The sequence below is a fragment of the Pseudoalteromonas sp. JC3 genome (assembly GCF_030291895.1).
GTDB lineage: Bacteria > Pseudomonadota > Gammaproteobacteria > Enterobacterales > Alteromonadaceae > Pseudoalteromonas.
On sequence record NZ_CP127855.1, the window covers coordinates 578,140 to 595,797 of the forward strand.

Below are 17,658 nucleotides of genomic sequence, written 5' to 3' on the forward strand. Positions count from 1 at the left end.
TACTGCTCTTTGTTGTTTGATTCGCTTTAAGGAGGTAGGAGGATGTTGTTAGATGTTTGGCTTAACTGAATAAGATTTGTCATACTCGCGTTATCAGCGACAGGTTTTCAATAAAGGAATGGCAACGTGATTTATGCTTTGATTGCGGCGATTGGACTTTCTCTTTTTATTTATAGCATTACAGCTCGACAACTAGATAGGGCGGAGCTCACCGCACCTATGTGGTTTGTGCTAACGGGCGGGGCGATAGGCTTTGTGCTTGGTAATATTGAAGGAGGGCAACAAGCTTTAGCGGTAGATATTAATGGCCTACAAACTTGGTTGCCGATTATTGAGTTGACGCTTGCGATTTATTTATTTTCCGATGCTGCAAAAACGCGATTACGGGTGTTATCTCACAGCTTCCAGTTACCGGTTAAATTATTACTCGGGCTGCCATTAACCATGGTATTTGGCGCGTGGGTGGCCCATGAGCTGTTCCAGTTATCTTGGTTGGCTTGCTTTTTAATTGCGGTGATCATCACCCCAACCGATGCCACTTTATGCAAAACCTTCATTCAGGATAAGTCTGTGCCCACCAGATTACGTGAGGCAATTAATGTGGAAAGTGGCTTGAATGATGGCCTATGTATTCCGGTATTTCTGTTTTTACTGGGCGTATTAGCTGAGCGAATGCAAGCGACGACCGAATCATTTGCTTGGATTTTTATACGCGAAGTGGGGATTGCACTCGTTGTCGCTGGGTTACTGACTGGAGTGATCATTTGGTTACTTAAACGCGCCTATCAACATCATTACTTTGCGTCTAAAACCAGCCCTTTTCTCTTTGTTGGCATCGCTTTTTTAGTTTTTTCGGTAACCCAAGCTTTGCATGGCAGCGGTTTTATCGCTGCATTTGTCAGCGGTTTGCTGTTTGATAAATATTATCGTGATGAGTTTAAAGATCAGCTTATCGAAGAAGGTGAGCACCTCGCCGAATTTGCGGCTTTTATGATCTGGATAGTATTTGGTTTGTCGGCCAGTGTAGTGCTGTTAAATGTTACCCAATGGCAGGTTTGGGTGTACGCAGTGTTAGCAACTGCCATGTTTAGATTGATCCCGGTATTCCTCTGCTTGTTAGGTGGTGAACTGACAACCAAAGAGCGCTTTACGTTAGCTTGGTTTGGCCCCAAGGGATTGGCTTCGGTGGTGCTAACCTTAATGCTACTCAGCGAAGAATTGCCAAATGGTTTGCAAATTACTCAAGTGGCAATGGCAACGGTGCTGTTGAGCATTTTTGTGTTTGGATTATCTAGTCGACCCATTTCTAAATTATTTACCAGTGCTTCCGGTCGAGAGTGATTACTCTAAATAACAATTGGTATAGCGTATGATTTCGTATCTGAATTGTACTGTTATATTGTAACTTGTTGTGAAATAAAATATTTTTTGTCACTTTGCTGAAATAAAAAAGTCATGTAACGCGCCTAGACTGTGCCCGCCTTACAGACAAATATTACGTTTCAGGAACAGTACAATGAATAAAAAGTTACTTACAGTTGCTATCTCTGCAATTCTACTTACCGCGTGTGATGACGATACAAAAACCGTTGAGGTGATCAAAGAAGTTGAAGTCATCAAAGAAGTACCAGTGCAAGAAGTGACACAAGTAAAAAATGTGATCCTTATGATCGGTGACGGTATGGGACCACAGCAAGTTGGCTTACTTGAAGAGTATGCTCAGCGCGCGCCAAACTCAACTTATAAAAACAAAGGCAATCAAACAGCGCTGTCTAAACTTGCTGCGGGTGGTCATTTAGGCCTTTCCATGAACGCACCACATGGCGCGACTGGCAGTCTAGTAACTGACTCTGCTTGTTCGGCAACTCAATTAGCAACCGGCCTTGCTGCAGGCTCAGAAATGATAGGCCTTGATGCCGATGGCAATAAAGTAGCGACTATCTTAGAAAAAGCCAAAGCCGCGGGTAAAGCGACGGGTCTTGTTTCAGATACGCGTATTACGCACGCCACGCCAGCAGCATTTGCTGCCCATATGCCGCATCGTTCATACGAAGCTGAAATCGCTGAGCAATTAGTTCGCTCTGGCAGCGTTGATGTGATGTTATCTGGTGGTGCTCGCGTATTTGTACCAAAGAGCACGCCTGACAATGCTGAAGTAAAAGCACAACTTGACGCACTTGGCATGCCTAGTAGCGTATATAAAAGCTCAAAGCGTGGAGATGAAACTAACCTAGTTGTTGAAGCAAAAGAGCAACATGGTTATGGCCTTGCTTTTGATAAAGCACAATTAAGCAGTTTTGAAGGCGAAAAAGTACTAGGTCTATTCGCAAACTCTGGTATGAGTGACGCAATTGCTTACAAAGCTTGTCAACAGAGCAACAGCTGTACTCAGCCTTCATTAAAAGAAATGACGGTGAAAGCGCTTGATATCTTGTCTAAAGATGAAGATGGCTTTTTCTTGATGATTGAAGGCGGTCAAATTGACTGGGCGGGTCATGCAAACGATGCAGGTTGGATGCTAAATGAGCTGCTTAAATTTGATGAAGCCGTTGAAGCTGTTCATGAATGGGTAAAAGACCGTAACGATACACTGGTCGTTGTGACTGCAGACCATGAAACGGGTAGTTTTGGCTTTAGTTATTCAAAGCATGAGCGTCCTGAAGCACAAACGCTATCTGGCGATGGTATGTATGTAAATGGTGTTGCTAAAGAATATCATCCTAAGTTTAACTTTGGCCCACTTGCGCAACTAGACAAGCTCTACGCGCAAACAGGCACTTTCTTCGATATCCTTGCAGAAGCTGCGCCCGATGAAGCCTATGAAAATGTATCGGGTCCAACTTGGAAAGCGACCATTGAAGATATGACGGCTTACACGGTGACGCTAGATAATGCCGCAAAAGTCGGTCAGAGTGTATACGATGAAAATAGCGCAGATATGATCCCAGCGTTTGAAGACTTTAGTGACTTCTATGTATACGCCAAAGAGGATTACACCGGAAAAATTGCTCGCGCGATTGCCTCAGAGCAAAGTGTAGTGTGGGGTACTGGTACACATACGGCTGCGCCAGTACCGGTTTATACTTTTGGTCCTGCGGGCGTAACTAAGCAATTCTCAACCATGCAGCACCATGTGGACGTTGCAAACAAAATGATGACTGCGCTTGGTTTAACTGAATAAGTCAAGCACCTAGATTTTAAGTAACTTCAGTTAAGCCACAGCAATGTGGCTTTTTTCTGTCATTAAGGTCAGAAACTCGCGTTGTGGTAGCGGCTTTGAATAGTAATAACCCTGACCAAAATCACATCCAGCCTGTTTTAATAGCTGATGCTGAGTCGCGGTCTCAACGCCTTCAGCGATGACTTTTAAGCCTAGGCGGTGAGCCATCAAAATAATGGTTTCACATAGGGTTAAATCGTCTGCATTGGTTGCAATGCCATCGACGAAGCGTTTATCAATTTTCACAAAGTGACAATCTAATTGTTTTAGATACGCGAGTGATGAGTAACCCGTGCCAAAGTCATCTAACGCAAATTGAAAACCTTGCTGCTTTAAGCGTTCAACTCGTTGTTTAGTGCGGCTATCATTGTGCATCATCATTCCCTCCGTAACTTCTAGAACCACGTGCTCTGGGGGGATCGCAAGCGTTGTGAGTTTGTCACTCCAGCTTGCTAAGGTGCAATTTTTAGCGGCAAATTGGACCGGTGACACATTGATGCTAATTTGTGTTGTATGGCCTAAGTGCTGTAGTTGTGTCAATGTATCAACAGACTGCGAAAATGCTAAATCGCCAATATGATGAATGAGCTGGGTTTCTTCGGCTAACGGAATAAACTCAGCGGGACTCACCATACCTTGCTCTGGGTGTCGCCAGCGGATCAAGGCCTCGGCTTTGGCGACGCGATTATCGTCAAGTGATACGATAGGCTGGTAGTGCATTTCAAATTGATTGTTATGCAGTGCAGTACGAATACCTTTGAGCATGTGCATTCTAGATTCTGCGACTTTGCGTAAAGCGTCATCAAAAATCACATAGCCGTTACGACCTTGCTGCTTTGCTCGATACATTGCTTGATCGGCAGCCTTTAATAGGGCTTCTGCACCATTACCATCTGTTGGTGCGGTGGCAATCCCCATACTTGCAGTGATATGGCATTGCTCATCTTGGATCTCAAAAGGCTGTTTGAATGCGGACTGGATCTGAGCTGCTAGTGCTTTGCACTTTGCTTTATGTTCGTCATCCTCCAACACAAAGACAAACTCATCACCTCCAATGCGGGATAAAAACGCATGCGGAGCCATACTCTTTAAACGTTGTGCGACTAACTTCAAGAGTAAGTCGCCGTAATAATGGCCTAATGTGTCGTTAATATCTTTAAAATTGTCGAGATCGAGTAATAACACGGCGGTTTGTTGTTGTCCGCTGGCAACCTGTTTTTTTAAGTGTTTTTTAAGTCCCACACGATTATGAAGATCGGTTAATTCGTCAAAATGTGCTTGTTTCCAGATCAGCGCATCTTTACGCTTTACTTCGGTAATATCGGTGAAGATCGCGACGCGGCGGTAGATCTCACGGTTGCTATCGTAAACGCTATCAATAGTCAGCCATTCGGTGTAAAGCTCGCCATTTTTCTTACGGTTGACAATCTCACCTTGCCAACGGCCGTGTTCGTTGAGCTGCTGCCACATCAATTCGTAAAAGCTACGGTCATGTTGACCCGATCCTAACATGGCAGTGGACTTACCCAGCACCTCTGAGCGTGAGTAACCAGTTACACGCGTAAAGGCAAGGTTGACGTCCAAGATAAAGCCATTGGCATCCGTGATGATCATACATTCGCTGCTATTGTTGTACACCAATGCTGCAAGGTTTAGTGCTTCTTCTTGATGCTTACGTTGGCTAATATCACGGAAAATCAACAACGCCTGTGGATGTGACTCAATGGCACATAGGCGACATTCAACCACTTGATTACTGGTTGGTGAAAACTCAAGTTGCACATAGGTTTTGTCATTCAACAGCGCAAGCTCTGCGCGGATCCGTTTATAGATATGTTCTGGGAGCAATTCCCTAAGCGTTTGTGCTTTGTCTGTGTAATCGCCATAACGAGATAAGATCTGAGCCTGTTGATCTAAGCGCACATAGCTATCGGGGAGTGCATTAATCAGGGCTTTTACAACGGCAAGTCTATGATTTGCATTGTCTTCAGCGGCTAAGCGTGTTTGCGCCATATGAGCAAAACGCTCGGCGATATGCTCAAATTCACTGGGCACTTTGGTTGCGTTAAAACGGCGATCTTGCTTGCCCGATTCAAGTTGTGCAATAGCATGCTTGAGTGCGCCAAGCGGTTTTAAAAGTTGTTGCTTTAATTGCCAATGTGTTTGCCAAAACAAAATAGACACAAGCGCCAAAAATATTCCTAGAAAGAGTGCAAAACGCTTATCTATGCTGCTCAACTGGGACTCAAAATCGAAACTAAAGTAGATTTGTAACGCTCGGTTGCTGTTATTGAGTGATTGCTTTACATACACCAAGCGATTGCCTTCTGGGGTGTTTAGTAGCGTCGCCTGTGTGCCTAAATTGCTTGGCCAAGAACTGCTAACAGCACGGCCAAGTTCTGCATTTGCTGCTGGATATTGCGCAATGATTTGCGCTTTAGCGTCGGCAATCATTACCCGAGTACCAACAGGAAGAGGCAGTTTTGCAAGGGTCTGGCTCCAATGCGTTAAGCCTTTCACTGCGACAAGCATAAATAAAAATTGCTGTTTATCATCGTAAATTGGTAGCGCGAAGTTGACTGTTGCACGCTGCATGCTGCGGTCAATTTGATACTCACCAATACTAAACTGGGCAGTGCGCATTGCGGTTTTAAAGTAACCACGATCGGCGATATTGATCTCGCGTTGATCTGCTTGATGCGTAGTACAAAGTACGTTCCCTTGTGCGTCAACTATGCCAAGGTTAGCTAGGTTGGGGCTGAGCAGCATCGCGTGATAAAGCAGCGGCGGGCATTTGCCGTGCTCTACGGTAAGATGATCAATACGGGTCGACAGTTGCTGTAAGACTTGTTCTGTATCTGCGAGCTCTACCTGCTGGATCGCCGCAACTTGTTTGGCGTAATGCAGCGCCTGTTGTGACTGTTGTGTTAATGCCTGCTGACGTTGCTCACATAATAGAAATAAAATAATGATCAGACATGGCAAGCACAGTAGAACGAGTAAGCGATAAAATCGAAACTGTATTGAAGATTTCAGAATAATCCCACCTATGGAGCTGATCAGAGAGCGCGAATGATACCGAATCAAGTTAGGACAACCAAGCAAATTTGCATAAATAATTCAGCTGCAAAAGCATCACTGAGCAAGGGCTAACAGATAGAATTTTTAATTTCTAAATTGAAAGTATGATGTGATTATCCGGTCAAAAAAAATGGCATTTTTTCATCTCTCCACTTTTTTCCACAAAATTCATGATCTTCCACAAATCCCGCGATTTTTCTGGCTTTCAAAGGTGTTAAAGGTACCGACTGAGCTTGACAAAAGTGCTTGTCAAGCCCTAGACTGTTCTTCTGTGGTAAAAAGTGGGTTTTAGTGGATCAAACTGGATCAACTAACTTAGAAATAGGATCACGCATGTTTCGAGGTGCAAGTTCGCTAGCTTTGGATGACAAAGGGCGTTTTGCGGTGCCGACTAAGTACCGTCAACCGCTGCTGTCTGAAGATCAGGGAACCGTTATTTGTACTATTGCGATCAACGAACCGTGCTTATGGCTCTACCCACTCTCCGAATGGCTAGAAATTGAGACCAAACTAAGTCGCATCTCTAACACCAATCCCAGAGTGAGACGCTGGCAACGGATGTTGCTAGGTCATGCTACAGAATACCAACTAGACAAAAATGGCCGGATTTTACTGGCGCCTTCATTGCGGTCCCATGCGCAATTAGGCAAAAAGATTATGCTAGTTGGGCTACTCAATAAATTTGAAATTTGGGACGAAGAACGCTGGTATCAGCAAATGCAGGCAGATACCGAAATTGAACACTCAGGAAACTTTGAGGAAAGCCCTGAACTGGAAAACTTTTCCTTGTAGGGGTAAACAAATTAATGAGCGAAGAGTTTAAGCATATTTCGGTATTAATGACCGAAACCCTAGATGCCCTAGCAATTGACCCTGAAGGTATATATATCGATGGGACGTTTGGTCGTGGTGGGCATTCAGGTGAAATCCTCAAAAGGTTGTCGACTGGGCGTTTACAAGCCATAGATCAAGACCCTCAAGCGATTAAAGCGGCTGAAAAGTTTGCCGATGATACACGTTTCTCTATAGCGCGAAGCCGCTTCTCGCAAATTAAATCTGTCGCGGAACAAGCCGGTATCTTAGGTCAGGTTGATGGCATCTTGTTGGACATTGGTGTGTCTTCACCTCAGCTTGATGATGCAGGCCGTGGCTTTAGCTTTATGAAAGATGGGCCACTGGATATGCGTATGGATCCTGATTCAGGTCGCAGCGCTGCACAGTGGCTAGCTGAAGCAGAGCTTGAAGAAATGGTGTTTGTGATCAAAAAGTATGGCGAAGAAAAGTTTGCCACTCGTATTGCTCGTAAAGTCATTGAAGTACGTGAGCACACCGCGATTACAACGACGGCGCAATTAGCGCAACTGATAGATGAAGCTGTGCCTGTCAAGGACAAACATAAGCATCCTGCAACTCGTACTTTCCAAGCTATTCGTATTTATATTAACAGCGAGTTAGAAGAAATTCAGACTGCATTGCAAGCGTCACTTGAGGTGTTAAAACCTGGTGGTCGGTTAGTGGTGATCTCGTTTCATTCTCTAGAAGATCGCATTGTAAAGCAGTTTATCAAGAAGCAGAGTAAGGGAGAGGCGATACCCAGAGGTCTGCCTTTAACGGATGAACAACTTAAACAAAATCTCACCTTAAAGGCAGTGGGTAAAGCCATTAAGCCTAGCGATGCAGAGATTGCACAAAATCCACGCTCGCGAAGCTCAGTATTAAGAGTGGCGGAGAAGCTCTAATGAATGCAAGTAAGCAACGTCAACCAAATCTATTTGTAGAAATAGGCTATTACATCATTGCTAATAAGTTGACGGCATTCTTGCTACTTACGATTTTGATTTCTGCACTCGCGGTAGTGCAAATTACCCATTTAACTCGCCAGCAATTGATACAGCAGGATGAGCTATTACAACAGCGCGATGAGTTAGACCTACAATGGCGTTACCTCGTTGTGGAAGAAGAGTTTTACTCTCAGCATGCAAGGATAGAAGAGATAGCCAAGATGCAGTTAGAGATGAAACGCCCAACCAGTAAAGATGAACAGGTGATTGTGCTGCCATGAATAAACAAAAGCAAAAAACTCAATCTATTATCACCTGGCGCTTTGCTTTAGTTTGCGGCGTGATGCTCACCGTTTTTATGACGCTTGTTGCACGCGCTGCATTTTTGCAAGTAATTGAGCCTGATAAGGCAATTGAAGAAAATGATAAGCGCACCGTACGGGTTGAGAAACTCAATGTCCAACGAGGTATGATCTTCGACCGCAATGGCAAAGAGCTGGCTGTGAGCGTGCCAGTTGTGAGCGTTTATGCAGATCCCCTTGCCATTGATAAGGCACTTGCCAAAAAAGTGTTACGTAAAGCCCGTAAAGAAGGTGAAGATTATAAAGCGTTAGAGCAAAATGATGCTGAGCTGAAAATACGGAAACAAGCTTGGTACGATGATGAGCTCAGGTGGAAAGAGCTTGCAGATGTACTCAGACTCAAACCAGAAAATGTCGATGAACGGCTTAGGGGAGACCCAAGCCGTCGTTTTGTCTATTTGAAGCGTCAAGTGACGGCGGTTGTTGCCAACTATATTCGTCAAATGCGCCTGCCGGGCGTGCACTTGCTTGACGAGTCCAAACGTTTTTACCCAAGCGGCGAAGTAACAGCGCACATGATTGGTGTAACCGATATTGATGGCAAAGGTATTGAAGGCGTCGAGCGTATGTTCGACTCTGCATTAACCGGTACGGCTGGTAAACGCACCATTCGAAAAGATGCGCAAGGTCGTGAAGTACAAGTACTTTCAGAAGAACAGCGTGTCGAGCCAGAAGATGTTTACCTGAGTATTGATTTACGGATCCAAGCCATTGCCTACCGCGCGTTAAAGTCGGCGGTACTGAGCTATAAAGCTACCTCTGGTTCGGCGATAGTTGTTGATGTACACACTGGCGAAATTTTAGCTTTGGTGAATAGCCCAAGCTTTAATCCTAACGATCTAAGTACTGCCGCACCTTATAAACGTCGCAATCGTGCTATGACTGACCTATTTGAACCCGGTTCAACCTTAAAGCCTTTAGCGGTATTGGCTGGTTTAAATTATGGTGCAGTTAAGGCAACAGACACGATAGATACCTATCCGGGCTGGATGAACTTAAGTGGTGGCTTAGTGAAAGACACTCGTAACAATGGTGAGCTGAGCTTAAGAGAGATCCTTAAAATCTCCAGTAACATGGGAGTTGCGAAGATCTCGCAGATGCTGCCAAAAGAGTATTTTATCAATCTATACCAACAAGTGGGTTTTGGTGAGCCAACGGGCTCAAATATGATTGGTGAAAGCGCAGGTCTATTTTATCCAAACCGCCGTTGGTCTAACTTTGAAATTGCAACACTCTCTTATGGTTACGCAGTATCTGTAAGCACTGCACAAATGGCGAGACTTTACGCCATGTTTGGAGCCGGCGGTATCTTGCGACCACTCACTATTGTGAAGCAAGATGAAATTCCTGAAGGCAAGCGTATTTTTAGCGAGCAAGATACACATGCCGTGGTAGAAATGATGGAGTCAGTATTTGAACGTGGCGGCACTGCCCATAACGTAAAGGTTGATGGATACCGTGCTGCTGGTAAAACAGGTACTTCAGAAAAAGCCGTGGCGGGTGGCTATGGTGATGAGTACGTTGGTTATTTTGCGGGCGTTGCACCGGTAAGTGACCCAAGGCTTGCGGTTGTGGTGATGGTTAATGAACCGGCGGGAGATGTTTACTATGGCGGTCAAACCGCAGGGCCTGCTTTTGCTGAAATAATGTCTAATGCACTGAGAATTTTAAATGTAGCGCCTGATAAAGAGCGCGTGGCTTATATTTCTGGAGCAGATAACGATGCGTGATCTGGCTCAGGTACTCAGTGATTATGGTGTCAATATTGCCCCTGTTAAGGTTGAGAATCTGCGCATAGACAGTCGAGCGATTGAGCCAGATGATTGTTTTATTGCACTGCAAGGTCATGCCCAAGACGGTGCTAAATATGCCGCCAGTGCCGTTGCGCAAGGCGCTAAATGTGTGCTTGCAGAAACGGGAAGCGAGCTTAATGTTGCACCAGAGCAAGCGATTTTTATCGACAATCTTGCCGATAAGTTGGCGGCAATTGCAGCGCAGTTTTATGCATACCCGAGTAAAAATCTCAAACTCACAGGCGTTACTGGCACCAACGGTAAATCTACCACGACAGCAATGATTGCCAATTTAGCGAGCCTAACCGGTAGTGCCGGGGCTGTGATAGGTACGCTTGGTTATGGTCAACCAGACAGCCTTATTCCGCTGGCAAACACCACGCCGTCAAACGTAGATTTACAACGTATTTTGGCGTTTTTACAGCAACAATATGATCAAGTCGCGATGGAGGTCTCTTCCCATGGCTTGGTGCAAGGTCGAGTTGACGAATGCGACTTTGATGTGGCTGTTTTCACCAACTTGACGCGCGATCACTTAGATTATCACGGTGATATGCAAAGCTATGCAGAAGCTAAGAAACTGCTATTCACTCGCTGTGCGCCAAATCACAAAGTCATCAATATTGACGATGAAGTGGGTGCAAGTTGGGCCGCTGAGTTTAATGACGATACAGTGGTTGTTTACGGTCGCTGGAGTGAAAAAAATAGCTACCAACAATATGTATTCTTTGATGCCGTGTCGGCACACCCAAATGGTTTGACGGCGACATTAAAAACCAGCTGGGGTGAATGTGAAGTCAGTGTGCCACTGTATGGTGAGTTTAATCTTTATAATTTAGCTGCTGCGATTGCGACTTTACTATTGCAAGGCACAAGTCTTGAAGCATTAAGCGAAGCTTGCAGCCAGCTCGCGCCAGTTGCAGGCCGCATGCAGCCATTTAGTGCCCCTGAAAAGCCTACGTGTATTGTTGATTATGCCCATACCCCAGACGCTTTGGCACTTGCACTACAAGCCTTGCGAGCACATGTTCCGGGCAATCTTATCTGTGTGTTTGGTTGCGGTGGTGATAGAGATAAAGGTAAGCGTCCTGAAATGGCGCGAGCTGCAGAGAAATATGCAGATAAACTGGTGATCACCAGTGATAATCCACGAAGCGAAGATCCCAATTTAATCATTGACGACGTTAAGGCAGGACTCATCCACCCTGAGTATGCTGTCTGCCAGCCAGATAGAGGGCTAGCCATTCAACACGCGATAGACCTAGCTGATGAAAACAGCGTGGTGCTGATTGCGGGGAAAGGGCACGAGGATTATCAAATTATAGGTACTGAGCGCATTGATTTTTGTGATAGGCAATGCGTTGCAGCGATTTTACGAGGGGAAAAGGCATGATCAAGATGGATTTTTCTTGGCTTGCAGCAGTCTTAAAAACCCCTTACGACGGGGAGAATTTGGCAGTCGCCAATATTAATACTGATACCAGAACAATACAGTCTGGAGAGGTATTTCTAGCACTTAAAGGGCCTAACTTTGACGGCCACCGTTTCTTGGGTGTGGCCAAAGCACATGGTGCTATCGCAGCTATTGTTTCTGAGCACGATGAAGATATCGATTTACCACAGTTTGTTGTTACAGATACGCGCATTGCTTTAGGCCAAATTGGCCGAGCAGTGATTGAAACTGTCGCCCCTAAAACCATTGCAATTACCGGCAGTGTCGGTAAAACCACAGTGAAAGAAATGTGTGCGGCGATTTTGGCGCAAAAAGGCAAAGTCCTTGCGACGAAAGGTAATTTTAATAACGACATCGGGGTACCGTTGACGCTATTGCGCTTAAGTGAAGATGATGAATATGCGGTGATAGAACTCGGCGCTAACCACTTGGGTGAAATTGCTTATACCACTGCATTAGTAAGTCCAGACGTGGCGACAGTATGTAACGTCGCACCAGCCCACATCGAAGGGTTTGGTTCAATTGATGGCGTAGGAAAAGCGAAAGGTGAGATTTTCTCAGGCCTAAAAGCTGACGGTGTCGCAGTCATCAATGCGGATAGCGATTATGCTCAGATGTGGCAGGAAAGCTTAGCTGTTTCTAAAGTGAAACGTTATAGCTTAAATGCTCAGCTTGATATTTGGGTGGAAGCAATTGAGTTGGATGAGCTAGCTCGCCCTACCTTCACGCTATGCCTGGGAGAAGAGCGTACCACCATTAGTTTACCGCTTAGTGGCCAGCACAACGTTGGCAATGCGTTGATTGCGGCTGCATTGACAACCGAGCTTGGCGCAAGCTTAAGTGAGGTGGCAACGGGTCTTGGAAAAATGGCTGAAGTAAAGGGCCGTGTCAACATGATCCAAGTCTCGGACACGTTGCGTGTCGTCGATGACACCTACAATGCAAACGTGAAATCTGTCAACGCGGCGATTGATTTACTGGCGTCTATGTCTGGCTATAAAGTATTGGCGTTGGGTGATATGGCAGAACTGGGTGAAGATGCTCGCGAATATCACCGTGAAGTCGGCGAGTATGCTAAGCAGCAAGGCATTGATGAATTGTTTTCATTGGGGGTGCTGAGTAGTAGCGCAAGCAATGTATTTGAAAAGCCAAATCGTCATTTCTCGACTCGCGAGAACTTAATGAAGGCGTTACGGGTTGTATTGGCCGAGCAATCAGGACAATGCACCGTTATCGTTAAAGGATCACGTAGTGCGCGGATGGAACTGCTCGTTGAAGAATTAGTAAACGCTGGCCAGTCGGATAGCGAGACAGGAGAAGTATCATGTTAGTTTGGCTAGCCGAGTATCTTACCCAATATTATTCTGGGTTTAACGTATTTTCTTACCTTACGTTGAGGGCGATTTTAGGCATTTTAACGGCCTTAATGATTTCGTTGTATTTTGGCCCTAAACTCATCGCTGCATTACAGCGCATGCAGATTGGTCAGACCGTACGTGATGATGGCCCTGAATCGCACTTGTCCAAGTCGGGTACCCCAACCATGGGTGGACTGTTAATTCTGGCTGCGATCTTTACCAGTACGCTACTGTGGGGCGACCTTAGCAACAAATATGTATGGGTGACGTTATTTGTCATTGGCAGCTTAGGTATTGTTGGGTTTGTGGATGATTACCGCAAGGTGATCAGAAAAGACAGTAAAGGCCTAATTGCACGTTGGAAATACTTTTGGCAGTCGGTTATTGCGATCTCTACGGCGGCATTTTTGTACTTTACGTCTACCAGCGCTGCGGAAACCACGCTAGTCGTGCCATTTTTGAAAGATGTATTACCACAACTTGGTTTGTTCTATTTGGTCATGAGTTACTTTGTGATTGTGGGTACGTCAAACGCAGTTAACCTGACTGATGGTTTGGATGGTCTTGCCATTGTTCCGACCATTTTGGTTGCCTCAGCACTCGCTATTATTGCTTACGTTACTGGTAACGCGAATTTCTCAAGCTACCTTCATATTCCTCATTTACCACTCACGAGTGAACTGGTTGTGGTATGTACGGCGATTGTTGGTGCAGGCCTTGGTTTCTTATGGTTTAACACCTATCCTGCACAAGTTTTTATGGGCGATGTGGGTTCATTGGCGTTGGGTGGTGCACTCGGGATCATCGCTATTTTAGTACGCCAAGAGTTAGTGCTTATCATTATGGGCGGTGTATTTGTGATGGAGGCATTATCCGTGATTTTACAGGTAGGGTCTTACAAACTCAGAGGTCAGCGGATCTTTAGAATGGCCCCGATTCACCACCATTACGAATTAAAAGGATGGCCTGAGCCGCGCGTGATAGTCCGTTTTTGGATCATCTCGATTATCTTGGTTTTGGCCGGTCTTGCGACGTTGAAGATTAGATAATGACGTATATTGAGCAATTACAGAAAAAACATGTCACGGTACTGGGACTTGGAGTCACAGGACAGGGGATTGTGCGTTTTCTGCTGTCGCACGGTATTAATCCAAAAGTGGTTGATAGTCGTCCAGTGCCTCCGGGCTCGGACTGGCTAAGTCACAACGCACCTGAATGTGAAGCGGTATTTGGCAATCTTGCTGATGCCGCTTTGGCGCAAACGGATCTGATTATCATCAGCCCAGGGATCCCGTTATTTGAACAAAGCGTTGCCGCTGCCATTGCCGAAGGCGTTGAAGTCATCGGCGATATTGAGCTATTTGCACGCCTTAATACCCGTCCGGTGATTGCCGTTACGGGCTCGAACGGTAAGTCCACCGTTGTTACGCTCGCGACAGAAGTATTGAAAGCCGCAGGCTTAAAAGTTGGGCTTGGCGGCAATATTGGCACGTCTGTGCTGTCGTTGTTAGAGCAGCCGCATGATGTTTATGTACTTGAGCTGTCTAGTTTTCAGCTTGAAACTACTCATAGCTTGGCTTGTTTGTCGGCAATGATCCTCAATATTACTGAAGATCACATGGATCGCTATCCTGATTTTCAAGCTTATATTGAAGCGAAGCAACGTATTTACCAGCATGTTGAACATATTGTCTTTAATGCTGAAGATCATTATACCTTTGCGCAGCATGGGCAAGGCAGCAGTGTATCTCTCACTGAGGGGGATTATCACTTAATGACCTTTGACGGTGAGGCGTATTTCGCACACAAACAAACACCATTGCTAGCGGTAAAAACGTTGGCGATGGTGGGGCGACATAATCAATTTAACGCCTTGGCGGTATTAGCATTATTAGCGCCGATGCAATTGCCTATGCAGGCATTTGCCAGCGCGTTTGCGAGTTTCACGGGGTTACCTCATCGTTGTCAGTTGGTTGCCGATGTTGCTGGGGTTCGCTACTTCAACGATTCGAAGGCAACGAATGTTGGCTCGACGGTCGCCGCTATTGATTCTTTAGCTTCAGGTCGCAAAAATATTATTTTGATCGTGGGTGGTGATGCGAAAGGGGCAGATCTTTCACCGCTCAAGACGCCACTCACTACGCATTGCAAAGCGCTATTTTGTTTCGGGCAAGACGGTGCACAGTTTATGCCACTGCTGCGCAATAGCCATCAAGTCAACAATTTGGAAGAAGCCGTGTTGGCGGCAAAAACGATAGCGACCAATGGTGATATTGTGCTATTAGCACCAGCCTGTGCCAGCATAGACATGTATCCAAACTATATGGCGCGTGGGGATGAGTTCGTCCGTTTAGTGGGGGAACATGCTTGATTAACGTCGCTGATATCAAAGAGGCGCTAACGCCTCGCCAGTCCGAGAGCTTATTTGACGTACCTTTGATGTACTGCATGCTCATGCTTATTGGAGTGGGATTTGTGATGGTGACAAGTGCTTCTATGCCGGTTGCCGAGCGACTATTTGATAACCCTTTTCACTTTACCATTCGCCACGTTATCTTTTTAGTGGGCTCGTTTATTCTCTTTTGGTTCGCGACAAGTGTGCCAATGACTTGGTGGAAACGCAGTAATCCATATTTGCTGCTTTTTGGCTTGGTACTGTTAGTGGCGGTACTCATTATTGGTCGCGAAGTAAATGGTGCAAGACGCTGGATCCCGCTTGGTCCTTTTGGTTTGCAAGTAGCAGAGGCATCTAAGCTATTTTTCTTCAGCTATATTGCCGGCTACTTGGTACGTAAACGCGATGAAGTACAAGAAAACATCAAAGGCTTCGCCAAGCCAATGATTGTGTTTGCGGTGTATGCGTTCTTAATTTTGATGCAACCAGATTTAGGTACTGTGGTAGTCATGTTTGTGACGACCGTTGGCCTGTTGTTTTTAGCCGGTGCAAGGCTTTGGCAGTTTTTTACCTTAATGCTTACCGGTGTCTCTTTGGTGGTACTGCTTATCATCATTGAGCCATATCGTATGAAGCGTGTCGTGGGCTTTTTAAACCCTTGGGAAGATCCATTTGGCGCCGGTTATCAATTGGTACAATCCCTAATGGCATACGGCCAAGGTGGCTGGTTTGGTCAAGGCTTGGGTAATAGCATACAAAAGCTACAGTATTTGCCGGAAGCACATAATGACTTTATTTTTGCTGTAATAGCGGAAGAACTGGGCTTTATTGGGGTATTTAGCATTATTATTGTACTCGGCGTATTGGTTACTCGAGCGCTTTTTATCGGGCAAAAGGCCCTTAAAGCAGGTAAAGAATACGAAGGGTATTTTGCCTTGGGCATTGGTATTTGGTTTGCCTTTCAGGCAGTCGTTAATATTGGTGCGAGCGCTGGCATTTTACCCACTAAAGGTTTAACACTGCCATTTGTTTCTTACGGTGGCTCTAGCCTTTGGGTGATGACAATTGCGGCAGGCATTCTACAACGTATAGATTTTGAGACAAAAATGTCGACAAGGCAGGCAACATCCCGTGGAGGTAGGCGATGACAAAACGTCTTCTAGTGGTCGCGGGCGGTACAGGTGGACATATTTTTCCAGGTATTGCAGTGGCACAATTTTTACAGGCGCAGGCTTGGCAAGTGAGCTGGGTTGGCACTGCGGACCGAATGGAAGCCGATGTGGTGCCGCGTTACGGTTTTGAAATTGATTTTATTGCCATGAAAGGCGTCCGTGGTAACGGGGTCAAACGATTACTAACCGCACCATTTATGGTTTTAAAAGCGATACTTGCAGCAAAGCGTATTTTACAACAGCGTAAACCTGATGTGGTGTTAGCCATGGGCGGTTATGTAACTGGCCCTGTAGGTGTTGCTGCGAAACTGCTTAGGATCCCTTTGGTGATCCATGAGCAAAATGCGGTTGCGGGTATGAGCAATAAGTTACTGGCGAAAATTGCAAGTCGCGTATTAGCGGGTTTTCCCGGCGCATTCAATGAAAAGCTCGCTCAGGTTGTGGGGAATCCGGTACGTGCAAGTGTTGCTGAGATTAGCGATAAACCCGTTTCAGTGCCGTTAAATCTATTAATTGTCGGTGGTTCATTGGGAGCAAAAGCACTGAATGAAACCGTGCCAGAAGGACTCAAGTTACTTCAGCAACAGGTGGCCAGTATCGGATTAAATATTCTCCATCAAAGCGGTAAACATAACCAAGACGATACACAACAACGATATGAAAGTGCAGGCATTAATGCTGAGGTCAGCGAGTTCATTCATGATATGGATGCCGCATACGCTTGGGCTGACTTGGTTATTTGCCGTGCCGGTGCGCTTACCGTGAGTGAAATAGCCGCAGCTGGGAAAACGGCGATTTTTGTGCCTTTCCCACATGCCGTTGACGATCACCAGACGGCTAACGCGCAATTTTTAGTGTCGGCTGGGGCTGCTTATATATTACAGCAAACTGCACTGACGCCAGAAACGCTAGCAACGACACTGCAGCCACTTGTTATTGAGCCGCAAAAAATTGCGACCATGGCAGCAAAAGCGAGACAATGCGGTAAGTCGGAGGCAACAGCGAAAGTTGCCCAAATTTGTACAGAATTATCGAACTAGGAT

The 17,658-nt window shown here is 45.7% G+C and carries 13 protein-coding genes; 12 read left to right on the forward strand and 1 reads right to left on the reverse strand.

Annotated elements, in window-relative coordinates; genetic code table 11:
• Positions 1–126: 126 nt before the first annotated feature.
• Both QSH61_RS02485 and QSH61_RS02490 read left to right on the forward strand, forming a co-directional pair.
• Positions 127–1,341 (forward strand): cation:proton antiporter, encoded by a 1,215-nt coding sequence (locus QSH61_RS02485; protein ID WP_193522305.1) that lies wholly within the window; start codon positions 127–129, stop codon positions 1,339–1,341.
• A 175-nt stretch (positions 1,342–1,516) separates the two neighbouring features.
• Positions 1,517–3,181 carry an alkaline phosphatase gene (locus QSH61_RS02490; RefSeq protein WP_174170444.1) on the forward strand — a complete coding sequence of 555 codons (1,665 nt, stop codon included), beginning with the start codon at positions 1,517–1,519 and terminating at the stop codon, positions 3,179–3,181.
• Positions 3,182–3,211: 30 nt separating this feature from the next.
• Here QSH61_RS02490 and QSH61_RS02495 read toward each other — a convergent pair whose 3' ends face one another.
• Positions 3,212–6,307, reverse strand: coding sequence for a bifunctional diguanylate cyclase/phosphodiesterase (locus tag QSH61_RS02495; RefSeq protein ID WP_233525203.1), 3,096 nt, complete (start codon positions 6,305–6,307; stop codon positions 3,212–3,214).
• 327 nt (positions 6,308–6,634) lie between these two features.
• Between QSH61_RS02495 and mraZ the strand changes: the two genes are divergently transcribed.
• Genes mraZ through murG form a run of 10 tightly spaced genes read left to right on the forward strand, consistent with a single transcriptional unit; the run spans position 6,635 to position 17,655 of the window.
• The gene (gene mraZ / locus QSH61_RS02500; RefSeq protein ID WP_010368661.1) at positions 6,635–7,093 is read left to right on the forward strand and encodes a division/cell wall cluster transcriptional repressor MraZ; all 459 of its coding nucleotides are present in this window, start codon (positions 6,635–6,637) and stop codon (positions 7,091–7,093) included.
• A 14-nt stretch (positions 7,094–7,107) separates the two neighbouring features.
• The gene (gene rsmH / locus QSH61_RS02505) at positions 7,108–8,040 is read left to right on the forward strand and encodes a 16S rRNA (cytosine(1402)-N(4))-methyltransferase RsmH (RefSeq protein WP_206471226.1); all 933 of its coding nucleotides are present in this window, start codon (positions 7,108–7,110) and stop codon (positions 8,038–8,040) included.
• Positions 8,040–8,363: a cell division protein FtsL gene (gene ftsL / locus QSH61_RS02510; RefSeq protein ID WP_010368658.1), complete on the forward strand. Its 324-nt coding sequence runs from the start codon at positions 8,040–8,042 to the stop codon at positions 8,361–8,363. Before rsmH ends, ftsL begins: the two co-directional genes overlap by 1 nt.
• Positions 8,360–10,174 (forward strand): peptidoglycan glycosyltransferase FtsI, encoded by a 1,815-nt coding sequence (locus QSH61_RS02515; protein ID WP_010605806.1) that lies wholly within the window; start codon positions 8,360–8,362, stop codon positions 10,172–10,174. The genes ftsL and QSH61_RS02515 overlap by 4 nt, the downstream gene beginning before the upstream one ends.
• On the forward strand, positions 10,167–11,630 hold the full coding sequence (locus QSH61_RS02520) for a UDP-N-acetylmuramoyl-L-alanyl-D-glutamate--2,6-diaminopimelate ligase (protein WP_174170442.1): 1,464 nt from the start codon (positions 10,167–10,169) through the stop codon (positions 11,628–11,630). Before QSH61_RS02515 ends, QSH61_RS02520 begins: the two co-directional genes overlap by 8 nt.
• Positions 11,627–13,021 (forward strand): UDP-N-acetylmuramoyl-tripeptide--D-alanyl-D-alanine ligase, encoded by a 1,395-nt coding sequence (locus tag QSH61_RS02525; RefSeq protein WP_102056076.1) that lies wholly within the window; start codon positions 11,627–11,629, stop codon positions 13,019–13,021. Before QSH61_RS02520 ends, QSH61_RS02525 begins: the two co-directional genes overlap by 4 nt.
• On the forward strand, positions 13,015–14,097 hold the full coding sequence (gene mraY, locus QSH61_RS02530) for a phospho-N-acetylmuramoyl-pentapeptide-transferase (RefSeq protein ID WP_010368649.1): 1,083 nt from the start codon (positions 13,015–13,017) through the stop codon (positions 14,095–14,097). Before QSH61_RS02525 ends, mraY begins: the two co-directional genes overlap by 7 nt.
• Positions 14,097–15,419 (forward strand): UDP-N-acetylmuramoyl-L-alanine--D-glutamate ligase, encoded by a 1,323-nt coding sequence (murD, locus tag QSH61_RS02535; protein WP_039494193.1) that lies wholly within the window; start codon positions 14,097–14,099, stop codon positions 15,417–15,419. Before mraY ends, murD begins: the two co-directional genes overlap by 1 nt.
• Positions 15,416–16,591 (forward strand): cell division protein FtsW, encoded by a 1,176-nt coding sequence (gene ftsW, locus QSH61_RS02540; protein ID WP_010368646.1) that lies wholly within the window; start codon positions 15,416–15,418, stop codon positions 16,589–16,591. Before murD ends, ftsW begins: the two co-directional genes overlap by 4 nt.
• Positions 16,588–17,655, forward strand: coding sequence for an undecaprenyldiphospho-muramoylpentapeptide beta-N-acetylglucosaminyltransferase (gene murG / locus QSH61_RS02545; RefSeq protein ID WP_206471225.1), 1,068 nt, complete (start codon positions 16,588–16,590; stop codon positions 17,653–17,655). Before ftsW ends, murG begins: the two co-directional genes overlap by 4 nt.
• Positions 17,656–17,658: the final 3 nt, after the last annotated feature.

What these genes read in the sequence shown, in the direction of transcription:
- rsmH (WP_206471226.1), top strand. Translation starts at nt 7,108, where the DNA reads ATGAGCGAAGAGTTTAAGCATATTTCGGTATTAATGACCGAAACCCTA.
- murG (WP_206471225.1), top strand. Translation starts at nt 16,588, where the DNA reads ATGACAAAACGTCTTCTAGTGGTCGCGGGCGGTACAGGTGGACATATT.
- QSH61_RS02490 (WP_174170444.1), top strand. Translation starts at nt 1,517, where the DNA reads ATGAATAAAAAGTTACTTACAGTTGCTATCTCTGCAATTCTACTTACC.
- murD (WP_039494193.1), top strand. Translation starts at nt 14,097, where the DNA reads ATGACGTATATTGAGCAATTACAGAAAAAACATGTCACGGTACTGGGA.
- QSH61_RS02525 (WP_102056076.1), top strand. Translation starts at nt 11,627, where the DNA reads ATGATCAAGATGGATTTTTCTTGGCTTGCAGCAGTCTTAAAAACCCCT.
- ftsL (WP_010368658.1), top strand. Translation starts at nt 8,040, where the DNA reads ATGAATGCAAGTAAGCAACGTCAACCAAATCTATTTGTAGAAATAGGC.
- QSH61_RS02520 (WP_174170442.1), top strand. Translation starts at nt 10,167, where the DNA reads ATGCGTGATCTGGCTCAGGTACTCAGTGATTATGGTGTCAATATTGCC.
- QSH61_RS02515 (WP_010605806.1), top strand. Translation starts at nt 8,360, where the DNA reads ATGAATAAACAAAAGCAAAAAACTCAATCTATTATCACCTGGCGCTTT.
- mraY (WP_010368649.1), top strand. Translation starts at nt 13,015, where the DNA reads ATGTTAGTTTGGCTAGCCGAGTATCTTACCCAATATTATTCTGGGTTT.
- mraZ (WP_010368661.1), top strand. Translation starts at nt 6,635, where the DNA reads ATGTTTCGAGGTGCAAGTTCGCTAGCTTTGGATGACAAAGGGCGTTTT.